Genomic DNA, 20,966 nt, shown 5'->3' with positions numbered 1-20,966 from the left:
GGTCGGCGGGCACGCCCCCTTCCTCCTCCTCGGCCGCCTCCTCCGCGGGGGGCGTCGTGCCCGGGGCGTCCTCGTCGGGCCGCAGGGCGTGGACGACCTCCTCCCCGGGCGTACCGAGGTGCAGGTGCCGCTCGACGCCGAGGGCACGCAGGTGGCGCTCGCCGTCCTCCGCGCCGTCGGGGCTGGCGCCGACGGCGGTGACCCCGTGGCGGCGCAGGTGGTCGACCGCGTCCCGGTCCAACCCGCGCAGGTCCGCGGAGACCAGCGCGATGTCGCCGTGGCCGGCCGAGGCATTGGCGAGCAGGTCGGCCAGGTCGACGCACCGCCGGCTGACGCAGACCCCGGGCAGCCCGTCGATGACCGCGACCATGCGGGCCTCCCACTCGTGCGGGAGCGCGGTCAGGACGCTCGCCGGCATCAGTCGACCCGTTCTGGGCTGCCGCCCTCGAGAACGAGCTTGATGGGGGTGTCCTTCCGGTCCAGGCTGAGGACCCGCTGGACCTGCTCCTCCGGCACGAGGATCGTCACCGAGGAGGGCGACCCGCCGCCGACGACGGCGCGGGAGCGCTTCGGCACCCGCTTGACCGTGGACTGCTCGAGGACCTCCTCGTACTGCGGGGGCTCGGCGTCGGCGCCCTCCTCCGGCTCCTCGGTGACGGCGTAGACCGCGACCCGGGAGCCCTTGGTGAGGTTGTCGAGGTAGATGGGGTCGACGTGCACGGGCACGGGCCGGACCTGCTGGTCCGTCGGGTCGATGACCGCCGAGGCGGGGATGAGCTCACCGGCGCGTACTGCCCGACCGAGGACGGCGTCGTTCGGCAACCGCTCCTGTGCACCGACGTAGCGGGCCGTCTCGTCACCGAGCTGGACCTCCACCCGGACCAGGTCCTCCTCCTCGATGGTGTCCCCCGGGGTCATCGCCGTGCGGGCCGCCCACACCCCTACGCGGTCGTCGGCGGCCGCCATGGCGAGCCCGCCGAGCACGACGGAGAGCAGCACGAGGAGCACCCCGACGACGAGTCGCGCATCCCGCCAGGAGGGCTTGACGAGGCGTCGGGCTGGCGGGGTGGGCAGGGAACTCACGGATCGTCCTTCTCATTCGGGTGTGGCCCTCGGCATCATGCCGTGAGTCGGCCCACTTCGCTCCCCGAGCGTCCACAGGCAATGGCGCGCACCCGTCGGTGGCCCCCGGCAGCAATGGCAGAATTGCCGCATGGCCCGTCGTTTCGTCCCGCTCACCGAGGTCTCCGACGTGCTCGGCATCTCCTCGGCGCAGGCATACGCCCTCGTACGCAGCGGCGAGCTGCCCGCGATCAAGGTGGGTGGGCGCGGCCAGTGGCGCGTCGAGGTCGCCGAGCTCGACGCCTACATCGAGCGGATGTACGCCCGGACCCGGGAGTTCGTCCAGCGCGACGGCACCGAGGACTGAGCACCTCCCTCAGGTGGAGACGACGGCCGCCAGGGCGACGAAGGGGATCGCCGTCACCGTGCGCACGTGCTCGGCCCGACGGGGCGTGTCCTGGGGGTGCTCGGCGAGATCGAGGAAGTCCGCCCCGACGGCGTCGATCGTCCCGTGCCGGCGGCCGCCGTCGACGTCGAGCACGACGACGGCCCGGCGGTCGCGGCTGACCTCCCGCAACGCGGTCCCGACGGCGAAGCGCCGCGCCCTCGTGTCGTCCCGGGGACGGCCCAGCCCCTCGATCCCCAGAACCGAGGGCCCGAGCACGAGCTGCTGACGGCCGACGGCGTCCTCGAGCAGGAACCACTGGTCCCCCACGTCGCGCAGCCCGCCGCGCACGCTGCTCCCGCCACGGAGGTGGACCACGAGCTCACCTTCTCCGGCGCCGTGGATCCGCTCGCCGAGAGTCACCCGGGCGCGTTCGCCGCGGGTGCGCTCGGCGACCTCCGAGTCCAGCTCGAGGCGGGCGCGGGCAGCGAGCTGCCCCTCGAGGTCCTCGAACAGCCGGTCCCAGCGCACGCGGTCAGCCTACGCATCCACAGGGAGGCATTGCGCTTCCGTCGACGGGATGGTTTGCTGTCATTCGAGCGCAAACATCATCAAACAGCATCAAACTGATGTGTTTGACAGGAAACGAGGGGGAGCGATGCGTGATCACCGACCCGACCCGCGGCGGGACGTGGGCCGCGCCGCGCTGCTGGTCCTCTCCCTCACCGGTGGCTCGGTCCTGACCGCGAGCACCGCCCTCGGCGCGTGGCGCCTCCTGCCCGGCAGCCTCGACCCGGGTGCGGCACCGGCCCAGCTGCTCGTCGCCGCGGCCGCCGTCCTCGCAGCGCTCGCCTCGGGATGGCTGACCCTGACGACGCTGCTCGCGGCCGCCGCCCGGCTGCCCGGGTCGGTCGGCGAGCGCTGCACGGGCCTGCGGGACCGGTACGCCCCCGCCGTCGTGCAGCGCTGGGCGGCAGTCGTGCTCGGCGCCTCCGCCACCGCGGTGGTCCTGCCGGGGACGGCGGCCACCGCCGCCCAGGTGGCCGGCCCCTCCCCCGGGTGGTCCCCGAGCACATCGGGGGCGGGCGACTCCGGGGCCGGACCCGCCGACCGCGAGGTGCTGGCGGAGGAGCCCGCAGCCGACGAGGCGGAGGTGCCCGAGCCGGGGTGGGTCCCGAGCCGGCCGGCGCCGGGTCCACGTGCCGACCCCGGTCTGGTGACCGGCCGCACCCGGCAGGGCGGGGACCCGGCCGTCGTCGTCCTGCGGGGCGACTCGCTCTGGGGCATCGCCGCGGCCCGTCTGGGCGCCGGTGCCAGTGCCACCGAGATCGCCCGGTCCTGGCCGCGCTGGTACGCGGCCAACCGGCAGGTCATCGGGGATGACCCGGACGACCTGCGACCGGGCACCCGGCTGCAGCCGCCCGGGCCCGAGCCGGGAACTCCCTGACCACGACCGCCACCCGCGAACCGCAAGGAGTCAACGATGACCGCCACGACCGACCACACGCTGCGGGTGCTGCCCGTGCCCCGGCACAGCCCGAAGGGGGTGCCCCTGCCCACCCACGCCGAGGCGGCGCTGCGAAGGCCGGCGCCCGCGCCCTACGTGCAGGACGCGTTGGCCGTGGACTTCGCCCGTGAACCGCGCCAGCCCCTGCCCGGCCCGCTCCGGGACCGGGACCTGCCGGACCCGACCCGGTGGGCGGCCCACATCGGACAGGCGCTGGTCGAGGTCATGCACGGGATCCGACCGGCACCCCAGATCATGCGGTGGGCCACCCCCGAGGTGTACGCCCTCGTGGCACGTCGGGGAGCCCTGGCCGCCCGACGCGGCGCCAGGTCCGGGCCCGCACGGCGGGCACGCGTGGTGCGGGTGCGGGTGTGCGAGCCCGCCGACGACGTCGCGGAGGCCTCGGTCGTGCTGGCCGACGGCAGCCGGGTGCGAGCACTGGCCCTGCGGCTGGTCGGCCGCGACGGGCGCTGGCTGCTCGACGCGTTCCAGATCGGGTGAGGGTCCCGGCCGGTGGCCTCAGGCCCTCTTCTTGGCTTTCTTCCGCTCCTTCTTGGCCGCGGCGCGGCGCTGCGCACGGGTCGTGCCGGCCGTGGCGGACACGCCTTCCTCGCGCTCCTCGACCCCGCCGTCCTCGGAGGGCGCCGAGTAGTGCAGCCGCCGCTCCGGGGCGCCGTCCTCGAGCCCCTTGGCGGAGATCGTCGGGCGGGCCTGGTCCGAGTCGCCGCCGAGCAGGGCGTCGACGCTCTTGGGTGCGGTGGTGGACTCCGGCACCGAGGGCACCTGGACCTCGGTGTTGAAGAGGTAGGCCACCGACTCCTCCTTGATGGCCTCGTTCATGGCCTCGAAGAGCTGGAAGCCCTCGCGCTGGTACTCCACGAGCGGGTCGCGCTGGGCCATCGCCCGCAGCCCGATGCCCTCCTTGAGGTAGTCCATCTCGTAGAGGTGCTCGCGCCACTTGCGATCCAGGACCGAGAGCACGACCCGACGCTCCAGCTCCCGGGCCACCGGCTCGGTCAGCTCCGCCTCGCGCCGGTCGTAGGCCTCGTGGATGTCGGTGATGAGCTCCTCGCGCAGGTTGGCCGCGTTGAGCTTGGCCAGACCGCCGGCGCCGTCCATGAGGCCCTGCGGGCTGAGCGAGGTCGGGTAGATGGCGCGCAGCGCGGTGAAGAGCCGCTCGAGGTCCCAGTCCTCGGCGAAGCCCGTCGCGGTCTCGGCGTCCACGTACCCGCCGACGACGTCGTTCATGAAGAGGCGGATCTGCTCCTCCAGGTCCTCCCCCTCCAGGACCCGCCGGCGCTCGCCGTAGATGACGCTGCGCTGGCGGTTCAGGACGTCGTCGTACTTGAGGACGTTCTTGCGGATCTCGTAGTTCTGGCCCTCGATCTGGCTCTGCGCGCTCTCGATGGAGCGGGTGAGCATCCGGCCGGCGATCGGGACGTCCTCGTCGATCTTCGCGGTCTGCATGACCCGGTCGACGAATCCGGCGTTGAACAGCCGCATGAGGTTGTCCTCGAGGGAGAGGTAGAAGCGGGACTCCCCCGGGTCACCCTGACGACCGGAACGGCCGCGCAGCTGGTTGTCGATGCGCCTCGACTCGTGCCGCTCCGTGCCGAGCACGTACAGGCCGCCGAGCTCGGTGACCTCGTCGTGCTCGGCCTCGACGGCCTCCTCGGCCTCCGCGAGGGCCTCGTCCCAGGCCTCCTCGTACTCCTCCGGCGTCTCCTCGGGGTCCAGCCCCCGGCGGCGCAGCTCGGCGACGGCCCGGAACTCCGGGTTCCCGCCGAGCATGATGTCGGTACCGCGACCGGCCATGTTCGTCGCCACCGTGACGGCGCCCTTCCGGCCCGCCTCGGCGACGATCCCGGCCTCGCTCTCGTGGTGCTTGGCATTGAGCACCTTGTGCGGGGTCCCCCGCCTGGTCAGCTCCTTGGAGAGCAGCTCGCTCTTCTCGACGCTCGTCGTCCCGACGAGCACCGGCTGGCCCTTGGAGTGGCGCTCGGCGATGTCGTCGACGACGGCGTTGAACTTCGCCTGCTCGGTCCGGTAGACGAGGTCGGCCTGGTCCTCGCGGATCATCGGCTTGTTCGTGCGGATCGGCACGACCCCGAGGCCGTAGATGGAGTTCAGCTCCCCCGCCTCGGTCTGGGCGGTGCCCGTCATGCCCGAGAGCGTCTCGTACATGCGGAAGTAGTTCTGCAGCGTGATCGTGGCCAGGGTCTGGTTCTCGTTCTTGATCTCCACACCCTCCTTCGCCTCGATCGCCTGGTGCATGCCCTCGTTGTAGCGCCGCCCGGCGAGCATGCGCCCGGTGTGCTCGTCGACGATGAGGACCTCGCCGTTCATGACGACGTAGTCCTTGTCGCGGGTGAAGAGCTCCTTGGCCTTGATCGCGTTGTTGAGGTAGCCGATGAGCGGGGTGTTCTCGCTCTCGTAGAGGTTGTCGATCCCGAGCAGGTCCTCGATCTTGGCGATGCCCGGCTCGAGGATGCCGACGGTGCGCTTCTTCTCGTCGACCTCGTAGTCGCCCTCGGCCTCGATGCCACGCATCGGGTCGGCGCCGTGGCCCTTGTCCAACTTCTTGACCATCTTGGCGAACTCGACATACCACTTGGTCGGCTGGTCGGCCGGTCCGGAGATGATCAGCGGCGTGCGGGCCTCGTCGATGAGGATCGAGTCGACCTCGTCGACGATGGCGAAGTTGTGACCGCGCTGGACCAGCTCGTCGGTGTTCCAGGCCATGTTGTCGCGCAGGTAGTCGAAGCCGAACTCGTTGTTCGTCCCGTACGTGATGTCCTTCGCGTACTCCTTGCGCCGCTGCTCCGGGGTCATCGCATTGAGGATGACCCCGGTCTCCAGGCCGAGGGCGCGGTGGACGCGTCCCATGAGCTCGGCCTGGTACTCGGCCAGGTAGTCGTTGACCGTGACGATGTGCACGCCCTTGCCGGAGAGGGCGTTGAGGTACGAAGGGAGCGTCGCGACGAGGGTCTTGCCCTCACCGGTGCGCATCTCTGCGACGTTGCCCTGGTGCAGCGCGGCGCCACCCATGATCTGCACGTCGAAGTGGCGCTTGCCGATGGTGCGACCGGCTGCCTCCCGGACCGCGGCGAAGGCCTCCGGGAGCAGTTCGTCCAGGGTCTCGCCGTCCTCCAGACGCTTCTTGAAGGCGTCCGTCTCCGCACGCAGCTCGGCGTCGGTCAGCTTCTGGAAGTCCTCCTCGATGGCGTTGACCTGGGCAGCGATGCCCTCGAGCCGCTTGATCTGGCGACCCTCACCGGCGCGCAGCATGCGCTCCATCATCTTCACGAACCGACAACTCCTGACGTGTACGACCCGGGCACGGCACGATGCCGGGCCCGCGGAGACCCCCCACAGGCTAATCGCTTGTGGGCCTCCCCTTCGACCTGCGCTCTGGGCGGATGAACGATGCCGGGTCCGCCAGCGTTCCCCAGCGGTGACCTGACCGCGAATCGTCCCGGCCATCGGCAGGGATCCCGGTCACCACGAGGTTTCCCGGTCACGTCGGGCCGCGCGGGTCAGCCGGAAGCCACGTCGGTGAGCCCGAGCCAACCGGCCATGAGCTCCAGCTCCGCCGCGAGCTCACGCCGGTCCTCGGCACCGCCGCGGCCCCGCTCCCACGTCGTCCGCCGGGCGCGCAGCACCCCGGCAGCGCGGTCGGCCTTGAGGTCGACCCGGCCGACGAGCCGTTCCCCCAGCAGGAAGGGCAGCACGTAGTAACCGTGGACCCGCTTGTGGGCCGGGGTGTAGATCTCCAGCCGGTAGTGGAAGTCGAAGAGCGCCTCGATCCGCGGCCGGTGCCACACCAGGCTGTCGAAGGGGGAGAGCAGGGCCCGCGCCGCCACGGACCGGGGCCGCCGGGCCCGCTCGTGCAGGTACCAGGTCCGGTTCGAGCCCTCGACCGCCACCTCCTCGAGCTCGCCGGCCCCGACGAGGCTCGCGATGGCGGGCCGCACGTGCCGCCGTTCCAGCCGGAAGTAGTCGGCCAGGTCCGCCTCGGTGGCCACCCCGTGGGCCCGGGCGCCGATCCGTACGAGCTGCTCATAGGCCTCCTGCGCCGGCAGCCGTCGGGAAGGGTCCAACCACGGGGCGGCGTCCCCCTTCGCCACCACCCTGGCCAGGCCGGCGTACCGGCGCTCGAACTGCGCGGTCCGCCCCGCCGAGGAGATCTCGCCGGCCCAGAAGAGGTGCTCGAGGGCGTGCTTGACCTCCGACCAGTTCCAGCCCCAGTCCTCGAGGGACGTGGACCGCTCGTGACCGAGCGCGGCCTCGATCTCCCGGGCCGTCCGGGGCCGGCCCGAGATGACCTCGGCGCGCACCGCCGCGACGAGGTCGGGGTGGTCGCGGGCGATCCGCTGCATCCCGCCCCAGGAACCGTCCCGCGCCCGCTGCATCCGCGGGTGGTCCATCAGCGGCCAGGTCGAAGGGGGCATCAGGCTCGCCTCGTGCGCCCAGTACTCGACCAGTCGCCGCGGGCCGCGGTCGCGCATCCGGTCCAGCAACCCGGTGTCGTACCTGCCGAGCCGGGAGAAGAAGGGCAGGTAGTGGCTACGGGTGAGGACGTTGACGCTGTCGATCTGCACCAACCCCACCGTGTCGACCACCCGCTGCAGGTCGCGGGTCGTCGGGACGTGCTCGGGGCGGGCCCGGGCCAGCCCCTGCGCGGCGATCGCGATACGGCGGGCGGCGGCGGAGGAGAGCGAACGGGTCACCGGACCAGCCTGCCCTCCCCCGCCGACCGTCGCCCGGTCTCAGACGCGGGCGCCCGCCTCGGCCTCCCTGATCTCGTGGGTGTCGCTGCCGTTGGGGATGATCCCGTCCGTGACGTCGAGGTGGATCACGCCGTAGGACCAGCCCCGCCGCCGGTAGACCACGCTCGGGCGGTCGTGCTCCGAGTCGTGGAAGAGGAAGAAGTCGTGCCCGACGAGCTCCATGCGGCGAACCGCCTCGGCGAGCGTCATCGGGCGCGATGCGTGCACCTTCTCCCGGACCTCGATCGGCGAGTCACCGACAGTGCCGAAGTGGTCGGGCGCCTCGTCGGTCCTCGGCTCCTCGACCTCCTCGGTCTGCGGCCGCAGCGGCTCCGTGAGGTTGGCGGTGGCGTCGGCCACCGAGGTGCGACGACGGCCTCGACGGACGTTGCGCTTGTCGTGGGCCCGGCGGAGGCGCTCGAGGAGCTTGTCGACCGCGAGGTCGACGGCCGCCTGCCGGTCGTCGTGCTTGGCCTCGGCCCGCACCACCGGTCCCTTCGACCGGAGGGTGATCTCGACTCGTTCGCTGGCCTTGGCCTGACGGGGGTTGGGCTCGTGACTCACCATGACCTCGATGCGCTGGACGCGCGGTTCGAGCTGGGGCACCTTCGCGAGCTTCTCGTCGAGGTAGTCCCGCAGTCGATCAGAGACGTTGACGTTGCGTCCGGTGATGGCAATTTCCACGGAGTCCTCCTGGGACATCGGGTGAGACGGAGTTACGCCTGGCGAGGACCTCTCGGCGCCCGCACCACCACCCCTCGTGCCCGAGAGACGCAGTCGACCCCTGATCCGCGCCACCCTCGGCGGCCGATCCGGGGACCCATGACGACACGTTAGTCCGAGACGGCGAGGAACGGTAGGGAAGAGCCCTGCCCACCCCACCGGTACCGGCTGGGGGTGACCATCAGGACCGCCAGGTCGACCCGCTCCGCGCCCGCGTCGAGAAGGGCACGGCGCCCCTCGGTCAGGGTCGCACCGGAGGTGAGCACGTCGTCCACGAGCAGGCACGAGCGCCCCCTCACGGCGGCCGGACGCCCCACGTGCATGGCCCCGTGGAGGTTGGCGAGGCGCTCCTCCCGCGTCAGGCCCGCCTGGTCCCGAGTGCGCCGGACCACCCGCAGGGCCGGCACGACGTCGACACGGCCGGGCAGGCGCCGCGCCGCCACCCGGGTGAGCACCAGCATCGGCGCCTCTCCCCTGGAGCGCACGGCTGCCGGAGCCGAGGGCACCGGCACGAGACGGACGGGCCCGCCGCGGGGCGGGGACCGCCCGCGCAGCGCCCGCCGCAGCGCCTCGGCCAGCAGCCTCCCCAGGGGAGGCACGAGGTCGTGGCGGCCACCGTCCTTGACCTCCGTCGCCAGGCGGGCCGCGACCCCTTCGTACCGGAGCACCCCGGTGCAGCCGGGCCAGGCCGCCGGGACGGGATGCGGCGCGAGGAGCCCCTCGTCGGGCAGGGCGAGTCGAGCCAGCTCGACCCGGCAGCCGGGACAGATGACGGCACCGGGCCGGTCGCACCCGGCACAGCTGCGGGGCAGCACGAGGTCCAGTCCGGCGGCGAGGGCTCCGAGGAGAGGGCGCATGCCACCAGCCTGTCCGGGAGACCGGTCGGGGCCGCCGGCCGTGACGCGCCGGTGGACGACGCCCTCCCACCGGGAGGGGTTGTGGACGCTCAGACCCCTGCGGTCACGACGTCGGAGATGAGCTCGATCTCCGTCCACCCGGTGTCCCCGAGCCGCTGCCAGAGCCGGCCGTCGGCCGAGGTGACGATGATGGCGTCCGCACCGTCGGTCGTGGTCACCGCCACCGGCTCGGAGTCCTTCTTCTTCCGGGCGGCGCCGAGCGGTGGCCAGCTCAGTGCCGTCACCTCGCCGTTGACCCCGACGAGATAGGGGCTCATGTGCTCCTGCTTGTCGTGGCGGCCGATCACGGCCAGCGTCGTCGGTTCGACCCACACCACGTCGAGCATCTCGATGAGGTCGGCACCCGCCTGCACCGCATCCGGCGAGGTGCCCTCAGGCAGGCCGTTGGACTCCCGCACGATGCCGCTGACCCACAGGTCGCTCCCCTGCCCGGGGTAGACCTCGGAGATCACCGCGATCCGGCTGCCGTCCGCGGAGACCACCGCGGCGACGACATAGTTCGCCTCCAGCCACGGCGTCGGGACGTAACGAGGGCCGGAGCCCTCGACGTCGTCGAGGTCGGCGCGGGTGTTGATGTGGAAGAGGCGGTGGCCGACCTCGCTGCCCAGCCCGACGCCGCCGACCCAGAGCACGCTGCCGTTGTCGTAGCAGGGGCGGGTGAGGTTCGCGGCGAAGGCGGGGACGACGATCGGCTCGTCCTTCGAGGAGGAGCGCCACCGCACGAGCTCGAATCCCTTGTCCGTGACCCCGGCGGCCTCGCTGCCGTCGGAGCGAAGGGCGAGGCGGGACCACTTCTTCGCCACCCGGAAGCGGGTCCTGGCCGAGCGCAGCTCCCGCTTGGTCAGGGCCGCCAACGTCTCCGAGACCTTGACGAGGCGACCCTTCGTGCGGCCGAGGACGAGGGGGTCCTGCAGGCCGGTCGGGCTGACGTAGTCCAGCTGCTCCGGCGAGGTCAACGGACCATCGAGGCCGGGCAGGCTGAGGGGCGCGCCGTCGAGGGTGAGGGCCACCTCCGAGACGTCCGGGACCTGCATCAGGGTCGCGACCAGCTGGGCGACCAACCGCTCCCGCTCGTTGGACTCGCTGGGGACGCTGGCGGCGCGCAGGTCGACCCGGGCGACGCCCTCCATGACGGGGACCGACTCCAGGGCCAGCTCCGCGCCGGTGCTCGGCGCGACCGCCTTGTCGAGGTAGTCGGGCACACCACCGAGCTGGACCTGGGCGAGCCGGGTGGCCTGCTGGCCCTCCATGACCCAGCGCTGGTCCGGGACGAGCACGTTGGAGGCGTTGGCCGGGTAGTGCACGTGGTACTGCCGGTAGACCCGCCCCGTGGAACGGGTGGAGAGCACCCGGCCGAAGGAGGTCTGCATCCGGTCGATGCGCCACTCGCCGTCCACCTTCGTCAGGCCGAACTCGAAGGCCGCCGAGTCCGTGCTCTCGGCCACGAGGTAGCGCGCGTCCTGGTCGATCCGGGCGACGACCGGCACCGTCACCTCGTAGGAGCCCTCCTTCCCCTTCGCCTCCGTGATGGAGATCGACTCCCGCTCGGAGGGGTGGACGATCGTCTCGTTGATGTCGGGGTTCCAGCCCTCGGCGCACTCCCGGGTGAGGTACTGGCGGGCCACGTCGAGACCGGAGCCGCTCGCCTCCCCCGCCTCGAGGAAGCCACGGATGATCGCCTCCGGCCCGTCGCCGCTCCGGGGCGGCACGGGCACCACGTCGAGGCGGTTGTCGACGGGGGCGTTGACGTCCAGGCCGGAGCGGATGGTGTGGTCCGGGCTGAGCCCGCACGCGGCCAGCGCACCGGTGACGAGCACGCCCAGTGCCGTCCGTCGGGGCATCCCGTGCGGGTGGGTCACTGCTGCTGCTCCACGGACGTGTCCTCCCCGGGAGCGAGTGGGAGCGGCGAGCTCGTCAGGGTTCCACCCGCGACGCGCGGCACGGTGAGGCGGAAGCGGGATCCCTCGCCCGGCTGTCCCCAGGCCTGCAGCCAGCCCTGGTGCAGCCGGGCGTCCTCCAGGGCGATGGCCAGGCCGAGGCCGGAGCCGCCGGTGGTGCGGGTCCTCGCGGGGTCCGAGCGCCAGAACCGGTTGAAGACCAGGGAGGCCTCACCGGCCTTCAACCCGACACCGTGGTCCTCGACGACGACGGCGACCGCGTCCTCGTCGGCGCCGACGAGGATGTCCACGGGTTCGCCTTCGCTGTGCTCGATGGCGTTGAAGACGAGGTTGCGCAGGATCCGCTCGATCCGCCGGGCATCGATCTCGGCCTCGGTGTCCAGCGAGGGATCGCGGTGGACGACGACGTCGCAGGCACGGGCATCGGCGATGGACTGCGCGGACTCGACGACGCGGTCGATGATCGAGTGGACGTCGACGGGGCCCTGCTCGAGCAGCGCCGCCCCGGCGTCGTAGCGGGAGATCTCCAGCAGGTCGGCGAGCAGCTCCTCGAACCGATCCAGCTCGTCGTGCAACAGCTCCGCGGAACGTCGGGTGACCGGGTCCAGCTCGTCCTTCGACGCGTGCAGCACGTCGGCCGCCATCCGGATCGTGGTGAGTGGCGTGCGCAGCTCGTGGGAGACGTCGGAGACGAAGCGCTGCTGGACCCTGGAGAGCCCCTCGAGCTGGCGGATCTGGGTCTGCAGGTTGTCGGCCATGTCGTTGAAGGACTTGCCCAGCAGGGCGAGGTCGTCGTGACCGCGGGCCGACATGCGTTCGTTGAGGTGCCCCGCGGCGAGTCGCTCGGCGGCCGAGGCCGCGCGGCGCACCGGGGTCACGACGGTGCTCGTGACGATGTAGGCGATCCCCGAGACGAGCACGATGAGGAAGGCGGCACCGAGCATGAGCGAGCGGGAGATGATCGAGAGGGTGCGTTCCTCCTGGTCCATCGGGTAGATGACGTACAGGTCGTACTTGCCGGCGCGGGGAATGTCGATCTGGGACCCGACGAGCACGGCAGGGACGGACTCCCCGGCGTCCGCGGCCTCCGAACCGGCCCCTTCGGTGGGGCGGGTGAAGTCGATCGTCGTCACCTGCTGGTGATCCGGGTCGCGCATCACCGACTCGCGCATCGGCCCCGGGATCTCCTTGATCGTCTCCGCATTCGTGGCCACGGCGGGGAACTCGTTGGCCGCGTTGTGGTTGTTGTTCAGACTCCGGGCGAGGATGGCGTAGCGCCAGTCACCTCCCTGGGGCGTGCCGAGGCTGCGGTTGAGCACGTCCGCCGCCGTCCCACGCAGGGCGTCCGGTTCGGCGGTCGAGTCCTCCAGGGTGCTCTCGACGTCGTCGGCCAGCTGGCGCGCCTCGACCTGGGAGCGGTCGATGCGGTCCTCGACGAGCCCGTCGGCGATCGAGCGGTACAGCGTGAAGCTGATGATCGAGACGACGGTCAGCCCGAGCATCAGGGTGCTGGCGACGACCCGGAACTGCAGCGAGCGCCGCCACAGGTCGACGAAGCGCCGCACCCAGCGAGCGAAGAAGCCCTCGGTCTCCTCCTCGGGCGGCGCGGTGGGCGCGGCCCCCGAGCCGGCGGCCTCGCCCACCTCAGGCCTGTCCGGCCTTGTACCCGACCCCACGCACCGTCACGACGATCTTCGGGTACTCCGGGTCGTGCTCGATCTTGCTCCGCAGCCGCTGCACGTGCACGTTGACCAGCCGGGTGTCACCGGCGTGCCGGTAGCCCCACACCTGCTCCAGGAGCACCTCGCGGCTGAAGACCTGCCACGGCTTGCGCGCGAGTGCGACGAGCAGGTCGAACTCCAGCGGCGTCAGGCCGAGGGCGCGGTCGCCGCGCTTGACGGTGTGGCCGGCGACGTCGATGGTCAGGTCGCCGATGGTGAGGCGCTCCGGCTCCGGCTCCTCTCCCCGGCGCAGTCGCGCCCGCAGCCGTGCGATGAGCTCCTGGGGCTTGAAGGGCTTGACGATGTAGTCATCGGCCCCGGACTCCAGCCCGACGACGACGTCGACCGTGTCGGTGCGGGCGGTGAGCATGACGATGGGGACGCCGGACTCCTGCCGGAGGAGGCGGCAGATCTCGATGCCGTCCATCCCGGGCAGCATGACGTCGAGCAGCACGAGATCCGGCTTCGCCTCGTGGAAGGCGTCCAGCGCCCGGGCCCCGTCGGCCACGTGGGCGACGTCGAGTCCCTCCTTGCGCAGGACGATCCCCAGCATCTCTGCCAGTGCCTGATCGTCGTCGACGACGAGCACGCGACCCTTCACGCGTTGTCCTTCCCTCGTTCCGCCCGGTCCGGGCGCCGGTTGTCCCGCACAGTTTGACACGGCGAAGGGGGCCGCCGGCCCCCTTCGCCACGCCGGCTCAGTAGCGGTAGTGCTCCGGCTTGTACGGACCGGCCACGTCGACGCCGAGGTACTCGGCCTGGCCCTTGGTCAGCTCGGTCAGCTCGACGCCGAGGGCCTCGAGGTGGAGCCGGGCGACCTTCTCGTCCAGGTGCTTCGGGAGGGTGGTCACGGTCGGGTCGCCGTCCTCGTCCACGTACTCCTCGTCCTTGGCGAAGAGCTCGATCTGGGCGATCGTCTGGTTCGCGAAGGAGTTGCTCATGACGAAGCTCGGGTGACCGGTCGCATTGCCGAGGTTCATCAGCCGGCCCTCGGACAGCACGATGATCGACCTGCCGTCGGGATACGTCCACTCGTGGACCTGCGGCTTGATCTCGGTCTTCGTGATGCCCTCGGTACGCGCCAGCCCGGCCATGTCGATCTCGTTGTCGAAGTGGCCGATGTTGGAGACGATCGCCTTGTTCTTCATCGAGGCCATGTGCTCGGCCGTGATGACGTCGTAGCAGCCGGTCGTCGTGACGAAGATGTCGCCGTAGGTCGCCGCCGTGTCCATCGTCGTGACCTCGAAACCCTCCATCGCGGCCTGCAGCGCGCAGATCGGGTCGACCTCGGTGATGACGACGCGGGCACCCTGCCCGGCGAGGGCGTTGGCGACACCCTTGCCGACGTCGCCGTAGCCGGCGACGACCGCGACCTTGCCGCCGATGAGGACGTCGGTGGCGCGGTTGAGCCCGTCGATGACGGAGTGACGGGTGCCGTACTTGTTGTCGAACTTGGACTTGGTGACCGAGTCGTTGACGTTGATCGCCGGGAAGAGCAGTTCCCCGGACTCGGCCAGCTGGTACAACCGGTGCACGCCGGTGGTCGTCTCCTCGGTGACGCCCTTGATGCGCTCGGCGACGGTGCGCCACTTGTGCGGGTCGGCCTCCATGGTGGTGCGCACCCGGGCCTTGAAGACGCTGAACTCCTCGGAGTCGTCCTCGGTGGTCGGCGGCACCTGGCCGGCCTTCTCCCACTCGACGCCCTGGTGCACGAGCATCGTCGCGTCACCGCCGTCGTCGAGGATCATGTTGGGCCCCTCGTCGTCGCCCCAGGTGAGGATCTTGTCGGTGCAGGCCCAGTACTCCTCGAGCGTCTCCCCCTTCCACGCGAAGACGGGCACGCCCTGCGGGTCCTCGGCCGTGCCGTTCGGCCCGACGACGACAGCGGCGGCGGCCTCGTCCTGGGTGGAGTAGATGTTGCAGCTCGCCCAGCGCACCTGCGCGCCGAGGGCGGTGAGGGTCTCGATGAGCACGGCGGTCTGGACCGTCATGTGCAGCGACCCGGCGATCTTGGCGCCCGCGAGCGGCTGGGAGTCGGCGTACTCCTCGCGCAGGCTCATCAGGCCGGGCATCTCGTGCTCGGCGAGGCGGATCTGGTGACGGCCGGCCTCGGCGAGGCCCAGGTCGGCGACCTGAAAGTCGAAGGACACGTGAAAAACTCCTGTGACAACTGCGGGATCGGACCCGGCGCGACCCTTCTGGGCTCTCGCGGGTCATCACCCACGCCGGCACCGACAGTCTAGGCGCTGCCCGAAGGGGGCCGGTCCCCCGCCTGCCGTGGCTGACGGCATCATCGGCTGGGACCGCACGGCCTCAATGGGCCGCCGCGTCCTCCCCGTCGCCCTTGCCGAAGGGCAGGGCGTGCGTGACCGCGACGACCACGCCGCCGACGACCGCGCCGAGGACCATCGAGCCGAAGGTGTTGGTCAGCCACCCCAGGGCGCCGCCGAGGGCGCCCGTCGCGTCGGCGACCGCGGTCTCGAGGTGGTGCACGAACTCGTAGGGCTGTGGCAGCCACCCGGTCTCCTCGAGCCCGACGAGGATGATGTGCCCACCGACCCAGAGCATCGCGAAGACCCCGACGACGGAGAGCACCGTGAGCAGCGTGGGCATGCCCTTGACCAGGCCCCTCCCCAGGGACTGCATCGCCCCGGAGTCGGAGCGGCTCAGGTGCACACCGATGTCGTCCATCTTCACGATGAGGCCGACGGTGCCGTAGACCGCGAGGGTGATGACGACGGCGACGACCAGGAGCACGGCCAGCAGGTACCAGAAGGAACCCCCCAGCCCCTCGTCGAGGACCGCCTTGAGGGAGATGACCATGATCTCCGCGGAGAGGATGAGGTCCGTGGTCACGGCACTGCGCACGATCTGGTCCTCGTCGGTCTCGCGCTTCTCCTGCGCCCGGCCCGCGGCCTCCTCTCCGCCGTGGCCGGAGAGCTTCTCCCAGATCTTCTCGGCACCCTCGAAGCACAGGTAGGTACCGCCGAGCATGAGCATCGGCGAGAGCAGCCAGGGCACGAAGGCGTTGATGAGCAGGATCGCCGGGATGATGAGGACGATCTTGTTGCGCAGCGAGCCGATCGTGATCCGCTTGATGATCGGCAGCTCGCGCTTGGGGTCCAGGCCATCCACGTAGCGCGGTGTGACGGCGGCGTCGTCGACGACGACGCCGGCCGCCTTGGTGCTGGCCCGCCCGGCGGCGGCACTCACGTCGTCGACGGAGGCCGCGGCCGCGCGTGCGAGCACCGAGATGTCGTCCAGCAGGGCGACGAGACCACCGCTCATGGCAGGTCCAGGCCGAGCAGGGCGTTCTCGACGACCTCGGTCAGCGCGGGGTGGATCCAGTACTGGCCGCGCACCATCTGCGCCACCGGCTGCCCGAAGGCCATCATCTGGATCAGCGGCTGCACGAGCGTGGAGGCCTCGGGGCCCATCAGGTGCCCTCCGACGAGCAGGCCGGTGCGCCGGTCGGCGATGACCTTGCAGATGCTGCTCGTGTCCTCCATGGCCCACCCGTACGCGGTGTCGCCGTACATCTGGGTCTTCGTCACGACGTCGACACCGGCTTCACGTGCCTGGGCCTCGGTCATCCCGACGCTCGCGATGCGCGGGTGGGTGAAGACCGCCGCGGGCACCGCCTCGTGGTCGAACGCGACCAGGTCGTCGGGGTGGGCGAGGTTGTGCGCGACGACCCGGGCCTCGTGGTTGGCCACGTGCTTGAGTTGGAAGGGGGAGGAGACGTCGCCGAGGGCCCACACCCCCTCCGCGGTGGTGCGGCCGTGGGCGTCGACGGCCACCCGGCCGTCCTGGTGCACGCCGACGCCGCCGGCGTCCAGGTCGAGGCCGCCGCTGCTCGGGTGGCGACCGGTCGCGACGAGGACGACGTCGACGACCACCTCACTGCCGTCCGTGAGCGTCACGACGGTCCCGTCCGGGCCGCGGCGCAGGTCGCTCACCCGGGCCCCGGTACGCACGTCCCACTGCGAGCGGGCCCGGGTGTCGAAGGCGTCGACGATGTCCTGGTCGAGGTGGCGCAGCATCTGCGGGCCGCGGGTCGCGACGGTCACGCGGGTGCCGTAGGAGGAGAAGACGTGGGCCATCTCGGCGGCGATGTAGCCGCCCCCGACGACGAGCATCCGGGCAGGCTGCTCGGGCAGCCGCATCACGGTGTCCGAGGTGTGCAGCGTGACCTCCTCGCGCTCGGCGAGGCGGGTCAGCTGCTCGGGGATGGTCGCGTGCGAGCCGGTCGCGAGGACCACCTGCTCGGCGCGGACCTCCTCGCTGCCCCCGTCGCGCAGGTCCACGTGCAGGGTCCGCGGCCCGGTGAAGCGGGCGTGGCCGCGCATTAGCTCGACGCCCTCACCGTCGCGCCGGTAGGCCTCCCCCGCGGCCGAGATCGGGTCGATCCGCCCGAAGACGCGGTCGCGCACGTCGGCGAAGCGCACCCGCTCCAGGTCCGCGTCGACCCCGAGCCGACCCCCCTCACGGACCGTCGTGGCGACCTCGGCGACGTGGACGTACATCTTCGTGGGGATGCACCCGACGTTCAGGCAGGTTCCGCCGAAGACCTCCCCGCCCTCGATGACGGCGAAGCGCTTGTCCGCCAGCTCCTCGGTGAGCAGGCTGTTGCCGGATCCGCTGCCGATCACGGCGATGTCCACGTCGATCATCTACGGGGCCTTCCTCGGGAGGTGGATGTCGGAGAGTCCCGGCGCAGTGGCCGGATCGAGCCCGTGGCCGATGGCCAGGTAGGTGCTCGCGAAGTCGGTGAGGGCGACCAGCTCGGCCAGCCGCTCCAGTGGGTGGCCGGGGTGCGCGGTGTGCTCGAGCACCCTCGTGCCGGTGTCCTGCGCGTGGTCGGCGACCGACTGCGCGGTGTTGTGCCGCTCGATCTCGCCCGCGGGGCCACCGGTGTCCGGTGTCGGGTCGCGCAGCAGGAGGAGCCCGAGGTGCTGGCCGGCCGGCGCGTCCAGGTACGGGTCGGCGAAGATGTCCCGGCCACCGTCGGGTGCCTTCTCCCCGACGGCCAGCGGTCCCGAGAGGCAGGCGACGACCTGGGCGGCCGCGTCCGGCAGGCGCCCCCAGGTGGAGGGGGTGCGGGCGGTGCGGGCGAGCATCGCGCTCGCCCGGCGGGCGGCCACGCCGGTGACCGGCCCGTCCCCGAGGACGACGGGGGTGACCTCGGAGAGCTCGAGGGCCAGGGACTTGGCGGGGTTGACGAAGTACTCCGCGTCGGGCCGGCAGGCCTCGGCCTGCTCATCGAGCCGGTCGGCGACCCGGTCGAGGACGTGCTCGGGCACCTCGAGGACTCCGCAGGCGTCCAGCCCGCGCAGCGTGGGCGTGACGAGCCCCCAGAGCGCGGTGCGCGAGTGGTCGCTGCTCGGGGCGATCGGCAGGTGCACTCCCCTCGCGGCCTCGGCGGCGTCGGCGAGCGGGCTCCCGCTGGGACCGACGGTCAGCAGGTGCGCACCGCGCCGGGCGGCCTCCCGGGCCTGACGCACCGGGCCCTCGGCGCGGCCCGAGACGGAGACGGCGACGACGAGGTCGAGCGTGCCGACCCACCCGGGCAGCGGGCCGGAGCCGTCGCGGGTGAGCAGCACCGGGCCGGACGTGGAGACGAGCAGGTCGAGCACGTCGGCGACCGCCTCGGAGCTGCCGACGGCCGCGACGTGCACGGCCCGCGGCCGCTCGCCGCCAGCGACCCGGGGCAGGTCCGGCGCCTCACCGGCGAGCGTGGTCGCCCGCCGCAGCTGTGCACCTGCGCCGGCGAGGGCGCGCAGCAGGTCCTGGGCGTCGACGGAGTGCCGGCGCCCCTCGTCGTCGAGCAGTGACTCGTCGAAGGCCATGGCGGAGCCTCAGGGCCGGCGCGCCTCGTCCACGAGGAGGACGGGGATCCCGTCCTCCACGCGGTAGGCGAGCCCGCACTCGCCCGAGGTGCAGACGAGCTCCTCGGGCCTCCCCTGCCCGCCGCCCTCGTCGCGCAGCCGTGCCCGGCAGGCGGGGCAGCGCAGGATCTCGCGCAGCCAGGGTGCGATCGTCGTGCCGCTCATGTCAGTCCTCCCGGATCGTCGTCAGGACATCGTCGCGCAGCTGCTCCATCGTCGCCACGTCCGCGGCCTCGACGTTCAGCCGCAGCAGTGGCTCGGTGTTGCTCGCGCGCAGGTTGAACCACCACATCGGCGAGTCCTCGTCACCGGGGTGGCACACGGTCAGCCCGTCGAAGTGCTCGGCCCGGGCGCCGGGGCCGACGTGCCGATCCCGGACCCGCTCGATGACCTCCTCGGTGTCGGCCACGGCGGAGTTGATCTCCCCGGAGGCCACGTAGCGCTCGAAGGGGGCCATCAGCGAGCTGAGCGGCCCCTCCTGCTCGCCGAGGGCGGCGAGGACGTGCATCGCCGCGAGCATCCCGGTGTCGGCGAACCAGAAGTCCCGGAAGTAGTAGTGGGCCGAGTGCTCGCCGCCGAAGACCGCCTGCTCGCGGCCCATGACCTCCTTGACCCAGGAGTGCCCGGTCCGGGCGCGGACCGCGCGGGCGCCGCGCTCGGCGACGGTCTCGGGCACCACGGCGGAGACGATGGGGTTGTGCACGATCGTCACGTCCTGCGCGGGTGTACCGGCGGCCACCTCCCGGGCGATCTCCCGCCCGGCGATCATCGCGGTGATGGCACTGGGGCTGACCGGGGCTCCCCGCTCGTCGACGACGAAGCAGCGGTCGGCGTCACCATCGAAGGCGAGCCCGATGTCCGAGCCGCTCGCGACCACCCGCTCCTGCAGGTCGAGCAGGTTCTTCGGGTCCAGCGGGTTGGCCTCGTGGTGGGGAAAGGTGCCGTCGAGCTCGAAGTACAGCGGGTCGAGGGTCAGCGGGAGGGCCGGCAGGCCGGCACCGTCCCCGAGGACCGCGGGCGCGGTGAGCCCTCCCATCCCGTTGCCGGCGTCGATGGTGACGCGAAGGGGGCGGCTGCCCCCCAGGTCGACCAGCCCCCGGAGGAAGGCGGTGTACTCGGGCAGCATGTCCCGGTGCCGGACGCTCCCCGGGGAGGCGACCGGGATCGGGCCCCCGGCATCGAGCAGGGTCTGGGCGCGGTCCCGGACCTCGACGAGGCCCGACCCCTTGCCGACCGGGCGGGCACCGGACCGGCAGAGCTTGATCCCGTTGTACCGGGCGGGGTTGTGGCTGGCGGTGAACATCGCCCCGGGCAGGTCCAGGGAGCCGCTCGCGTGGTAGAGCCCGTCGGTGCTGCACAGGCCGATGACGACCACGTCGGCGCCGGCCCCGACGACCCCCTCGGCGAAGGCATCCACGAGCTCCGGTGAGCTGGGCCGCATGTCGTGACCGATGACGACGGCCCCGGCGCCCTCGGGGATCACGAGGCGCTCGACGAAGGCCGCGCCCAGCGCGCGTGCCACGTCGGGGTTCAGCTGGGCCGGGACCAGTCCCCGTACGTCGTAGGCCTTGACGAAGTCGGCGAGAGGGACGGACACACGCCCAATCCTAGGTCGGGCGGGTCAGTCGCGGTCACGCAGCACCCGCAGGTGGCCACGCCGGTTGGTCTCGGTGACGCTCTCGGGCTCGGGCCGGGCGTCCGTGGGGCGGGACTCCGGCTCGGGCCGCTGCCGCACAGCCTCCGCGAGCGCGACGAGGTCGTCGCGGCTGGCCGGGGCGGGCTGGTCGGCGGCCAGTCGCACCACCTCCCAGCCCCGGGGCGCGGTGAGCCGCGCCGCGTGCTCCCGGCACAGGTCGTAGGCGTGGGGTTCGGCGTAGGTCGCGAGCGGGCCCAGGACGACCGTCGAGTCGGAGTACACGTACGTGAGGGTCCCGGAGGCCGGTCGCGCACAGGCGGCGCGGGAGCACATTCGGGGGGCTGTCACCCGAGCAGGCTAGGCCACGGCTCCCCCTTCGCGGTCATCGGCACGCCGTCCGCCTACGATCTGCAGGTGTGAGCCGGCATCGTGATCGACGTGGCCGCGGCCCCCGGGGGCC

Annotated in this window: 19 protein-coding genes and 1 pseudogene; 3 read left to right on the top strand and 17 right to left on the bottom strand. The window is 72.1% G+C overall.

Annotated features, from left to right (window positions below; translation table 11 throughout):
* Positions 1–418 (bottom strand): annotated as a pseudogene (locus tag JCO01S_RS08590) (hypothetical protein); the annotation flags it as partial.
* Complete coding sequence (locus JCO01S_RS08585; protein ID WP_068253793.1) at positions 418–1,083, bottom strand: CpaB family protein; 666 nt, start codon at positions 1,081–1,083, stop codon at positions 418–420. The pseudogene JCO01S_RS08590 and the gene JCO01S_RS08585, both read right to left, overlap by 1 nt.
* 130 nt (positions 1,084–1,213) lie before the next feature.
* On the opposite strand from JCO01S_RS08585, the gene JCO01S_RS08580 reads away from it, so the two are divergent.
* The gene (locus JCO01S_RS08580; protein WP_068253790.1) at positions 1,214–1,429 is read left to right on the top strand and encodes a helix-turn-helix domain-containing protein; all 216 of its coding nucleotides are present in this window, start codon (positions 1,214–1,216) and stop codon (positions 1,427–1,429) included.
* 9 nt (positions 1,430–1,438) lie between these two features.
* Here JCO01S_RS08580 and JCO01S_RS08575 read toward each other — a convergent pair whose 3' ends face one another.
* Positions 1,439–1,978: a hypothetical protein gene (locus JCO01S_RS08575; RefSeq protein ID WP_068253788.1), complete on the bottom strand. Its 540-nt coding sequence runs from the start codon at positions 1,976–1,978 to the stop codon at positions 1,439–1,441.
* Between the two features lie 127 nt (positions 1,979–2,105).
* Between JCO01S_RS08575 and JCO01S_RS08570 the strand changes: the two genes are divergently transcribed.
* Both JCO01S_RS08570 and JCO01S_RS08565 read left to right on the top strand, forming a co-directional pair.
* A complete protein-coding gene (locus tag JCO01S_RS08570; protein WP_068253785.1) occupies positions 2,106–2,894 on the top strand; it encodes a LysM peptidoglycan-binding domain-containing protein in 789 nt (262 codons plus the stop codon).
* A gap of 36 nt (positions 2,895–2,930) precedes the next feature.
* On the top strand, positions 2,931–3,455 hold the full coding sequence (locus JCO01S_RS08565; RefSeq protein ID WP_068253782.1) for an Rv3235 family protein: 525 nt from the start codon (positions 2,931–2,933) through the stop codon (positions 3,453–3,455).
* Between the two features lie 18 nt (positions 3,456–3,473).
* Here the strand turns inward: JCO01S_RS08565 and secA are convergent, their stop codons facing one another.
* From secA to JCO01S_RS08495, 14 genes are all read right to left on the bottom strand, one after another.
* Positions 3,474–6,254: a preprotein translocase subunit SecA gene (secA, locus tag JCO01S_RS08560; protein ID WP_068253833.1), complete on the bottom strand. Its 2,781-nt coding sequence runs from the start codon at positions 6,252–6,254 to the stop codon at positions 3,474–3,476.
* A 236-nt stretch (positions 6,255–6,490) separates the two neighbouring features.
* On the bottom strand, positions 6,491–7,684 hold the full coding sequence (locus JCO01S_RS08555) for a winged helix-turn-helix domain-containing protein (protein ID WP_068253780.1): 1,194 nt from the start codon (positions 7,682–7,684) through the stop codon (positions 6,491–6,493).
* A gap of 39 nt (positions 7,685–7,723) precedes the next feature.
* A complete protein-coding gene (gene hpf, locus JCO01S_RS08550) occupies positions 7,724–8,407 on the bottom strand; it encodes a ribosome hibernation-promoting factor, HPF/YfiA family (protein WP_068253830.1) in 684 nt (227 codons plus the stop codon).
* 149 nt (positions 8,408–8,556) lie between these two features.
* The gene (locus JCO01S_RS08545) at positions 8,557–9,303 is read right to left on the bottom strand and encodes a ComF family protein (RefSeq protein ID WP_068253777.1); all 747 of its coding nucleotides are present in this window, start codon (positions 9,301–9,303) and stop codon (positions 8,557–8,559) included.
* A gap of 89 nt (positions 9,304–9,392) precedes the next feature.
* The gene (locus JCO01S_RS08540) at positions 9,393–11,222 is read right to left on the bottom strand and encodes an LpqB family beta-propeller domain-containing protein (RefSeq protein WP_068253774.1); all 1,830 of its coding nucleotides are present in this window, start codon (positions 11,220–11,222) and stop codon (positions 9,393–9,395) included.
* A complete protein-coding gene (gene mtrB / locus JCO01S_RS08535; RefSeq protein WP_157074528.1) occupies positions 11,219–12,904 on the bottom strand; it encodes an MtrAB system histidine kinase MtrB in 1,686 nt (561 codons plus the stop codon). The genes JCO01S_RS08540 and mtrB overlap by 4 nt, the downstream gene beginning before the upstream one ends.
* A 1-nt stretch (position 12,905) precedes the next feature.
* Positions 12,906–13,583 carry an MtrAB system response regulator MtrA gene (mtrA, locus tag JCO01S_RS08530; protein WP_068253771.1) on the bottom strand — a complete coding sequence of 226 codons (678 nt, stop codon included), beginning with the start codon at positions 13,581–13,583 and terminating at the stop codon, positions 12,906–12,908.
* 97 nt (positions 13,584–13,680) lie between these two features.
* Positions 13,681–15,132, bottom strand: a complete 1,452-nt coding sequence (gene ahcY, locus JCO01S_RS08525) for an adenosylhomocysteinase (protein WP_068253767.1) — start codon at positions 15,130–15,132, stop codon at positions 13,681–13,683.
* A 163-nt stretch (positions 15,133–15,295) separates the two neighbouring features.
* Positions 15,296–16,270 (bottom strand): DUF808 domain-containing protein, encoded by a 975-nt coding sequence (locus tag JCO01S_RS08520; RefSeq protein WP_068253764.1) that lies wholly within the window; start codon positions 16,268–16,270, stop codon positions 15,296–15,298.
* The gene (locus JCO01S_RS08515; RefSeq protein WP_068253761.1) at positions 16,267–17,655 is read right to left on the bottom strand and encodes a mycothione reductase; all 1,389 of its coding nucleotides are present in this window, start codon (positions 17,653–17,655) and stop codon (positions 16,267–16,269) included. Before JCO01S_RS08515 ends, JCO01S_RS08520 begins: the two co-directional genes overlap by 4 nt.
* Positions 17,656–18,831, bottom strand: coding sequence for an SIS domain-containing protein (locus tag JCO01S_RS08510; RefSeq protein ID WP_068253758.1), 1,176 nt, complete (start codon positions 18,829–18,831; stop codon positions 17,656–17,658).
* 9 nt (positions 18,832–18,840) lie between these two features.
* The gene (locus tag JCO01S_RS08505; protein WP_068253755.1) at positions 18,841–19,035 is read right to left on the bottom strand and encodes a Trm112 family protein; all 195 of its coding nucleotides are present in this window, start codon (positions 19,033–19,035) and stop codon (positions 18,841–18,843) included.
* A 1-nt stretch (position 19,036) separates the two neighbouring features.
* The gene (locus JCO01S_RS08500; protein ID WP_068253752.1) at positions 19,037–20,467 is read right to left on the bottom strand and encodes a phosphomannomutase/phosphoglucomutase; all 1,431 of its coding nucleotides are present in this window, start codon (positions 20,465–20,467) and stop codon (positions 19,037–19,039) included.
* Positions 20,468–20,491: 24 nt separating this feature from the next.
* Positions 20,492–20,854 carry a DUF3499 domain-containing protein gene (locus JCO01S_RS08495; RefSeq protein WP_068253749.1) on the bottom strand — a complete coding sequence of 121 codons (363 nt, stop codon included), beginning with the start codon at positions 20,852–20,854 and terminating at the stop codon, positions 20,492–20,494.
* Between the last annotated feature and the right edge of the window lie 112 nt (positions 20,855–20,966).

The organism is Janibacter corallicola NBRC 107790, assembly GCF_001570965.1.
Classification (GTDB): domain Bacteria; phylum Actinomycetota; class Actinomycetes; order Actinomycetales; family Dermatophilaceae; genus Janibacter; species Janibacter corallicola.
The sequence above is the reverse complement of the archived record's forward strand: the minus strand, read 5'-3'. Positions and strand labels throughout refer to the sequence as shown.

Coding starts and splice junctions, on each gene's coding strand:
- JCO01S_RS08580 (WP_068253790.1), top strand. CDS start 1,214: ATGGCCCGTCGTTTCGTCCCGCTCACCGAGGTCTCCGACGTGCTCGGC.
- secA (WP_068253833.1), bottom strand. CDS start 6,254: ATGATGGAGCGCATGCTGCGCGCCGGTGAGGGTCGCCAGATCAAGCGG.
- JCO01S_RS08520 (WP_068253764.1), bottom strand. CDS start 16,270: ATGAGCGGTGGTCTCGTCGCCCTGCTGGACGACATCTCGGTGCTCGCA.
- JCO01S_RS08570 (WP_068253785.1), top strand. CDS start 2,106: ATGCGTGATCACCGACCCGACCCGCGGCGGGACGTGGGCCGCGCCGCG.
- JCO01S_RS08545 (WP_068253777.1), bottom strand. CDS start 9,303: ATGCGCCCTCTCCTCGGAGCCCTCGCCGCCGGACTGGACCTCGTGCTG.
- JCO01S_RS08515 (WP_068253761.1), bottom strand. CDS start 17,655: ATGATCGACGTGGACATCGCCGTGATCGGCAGCGGATCCGGCAACAGC.
- JCO01S_RS08565 (WP_068253782.1), top strand. CDS start 2,931: ATGACCGCCACGACCGACCACACGCTGCGGGTGCTGCCCGTGCCCCGG.
- JCO01S_RS08505 (WP_068253755.1), bottom strand. CDS start 19,035: ATGAGCGGCACGACGATCGCACCCTGGCTGCGCGAGATCCTGCGCTGC.
- JCO01S_RS08510 (WP_068253758.1), bottom strand. CDS start 18,831: ATGGCCTTCGACGAGTCACTGCTCGACGACGAGGGGCGCCGGCACTCC.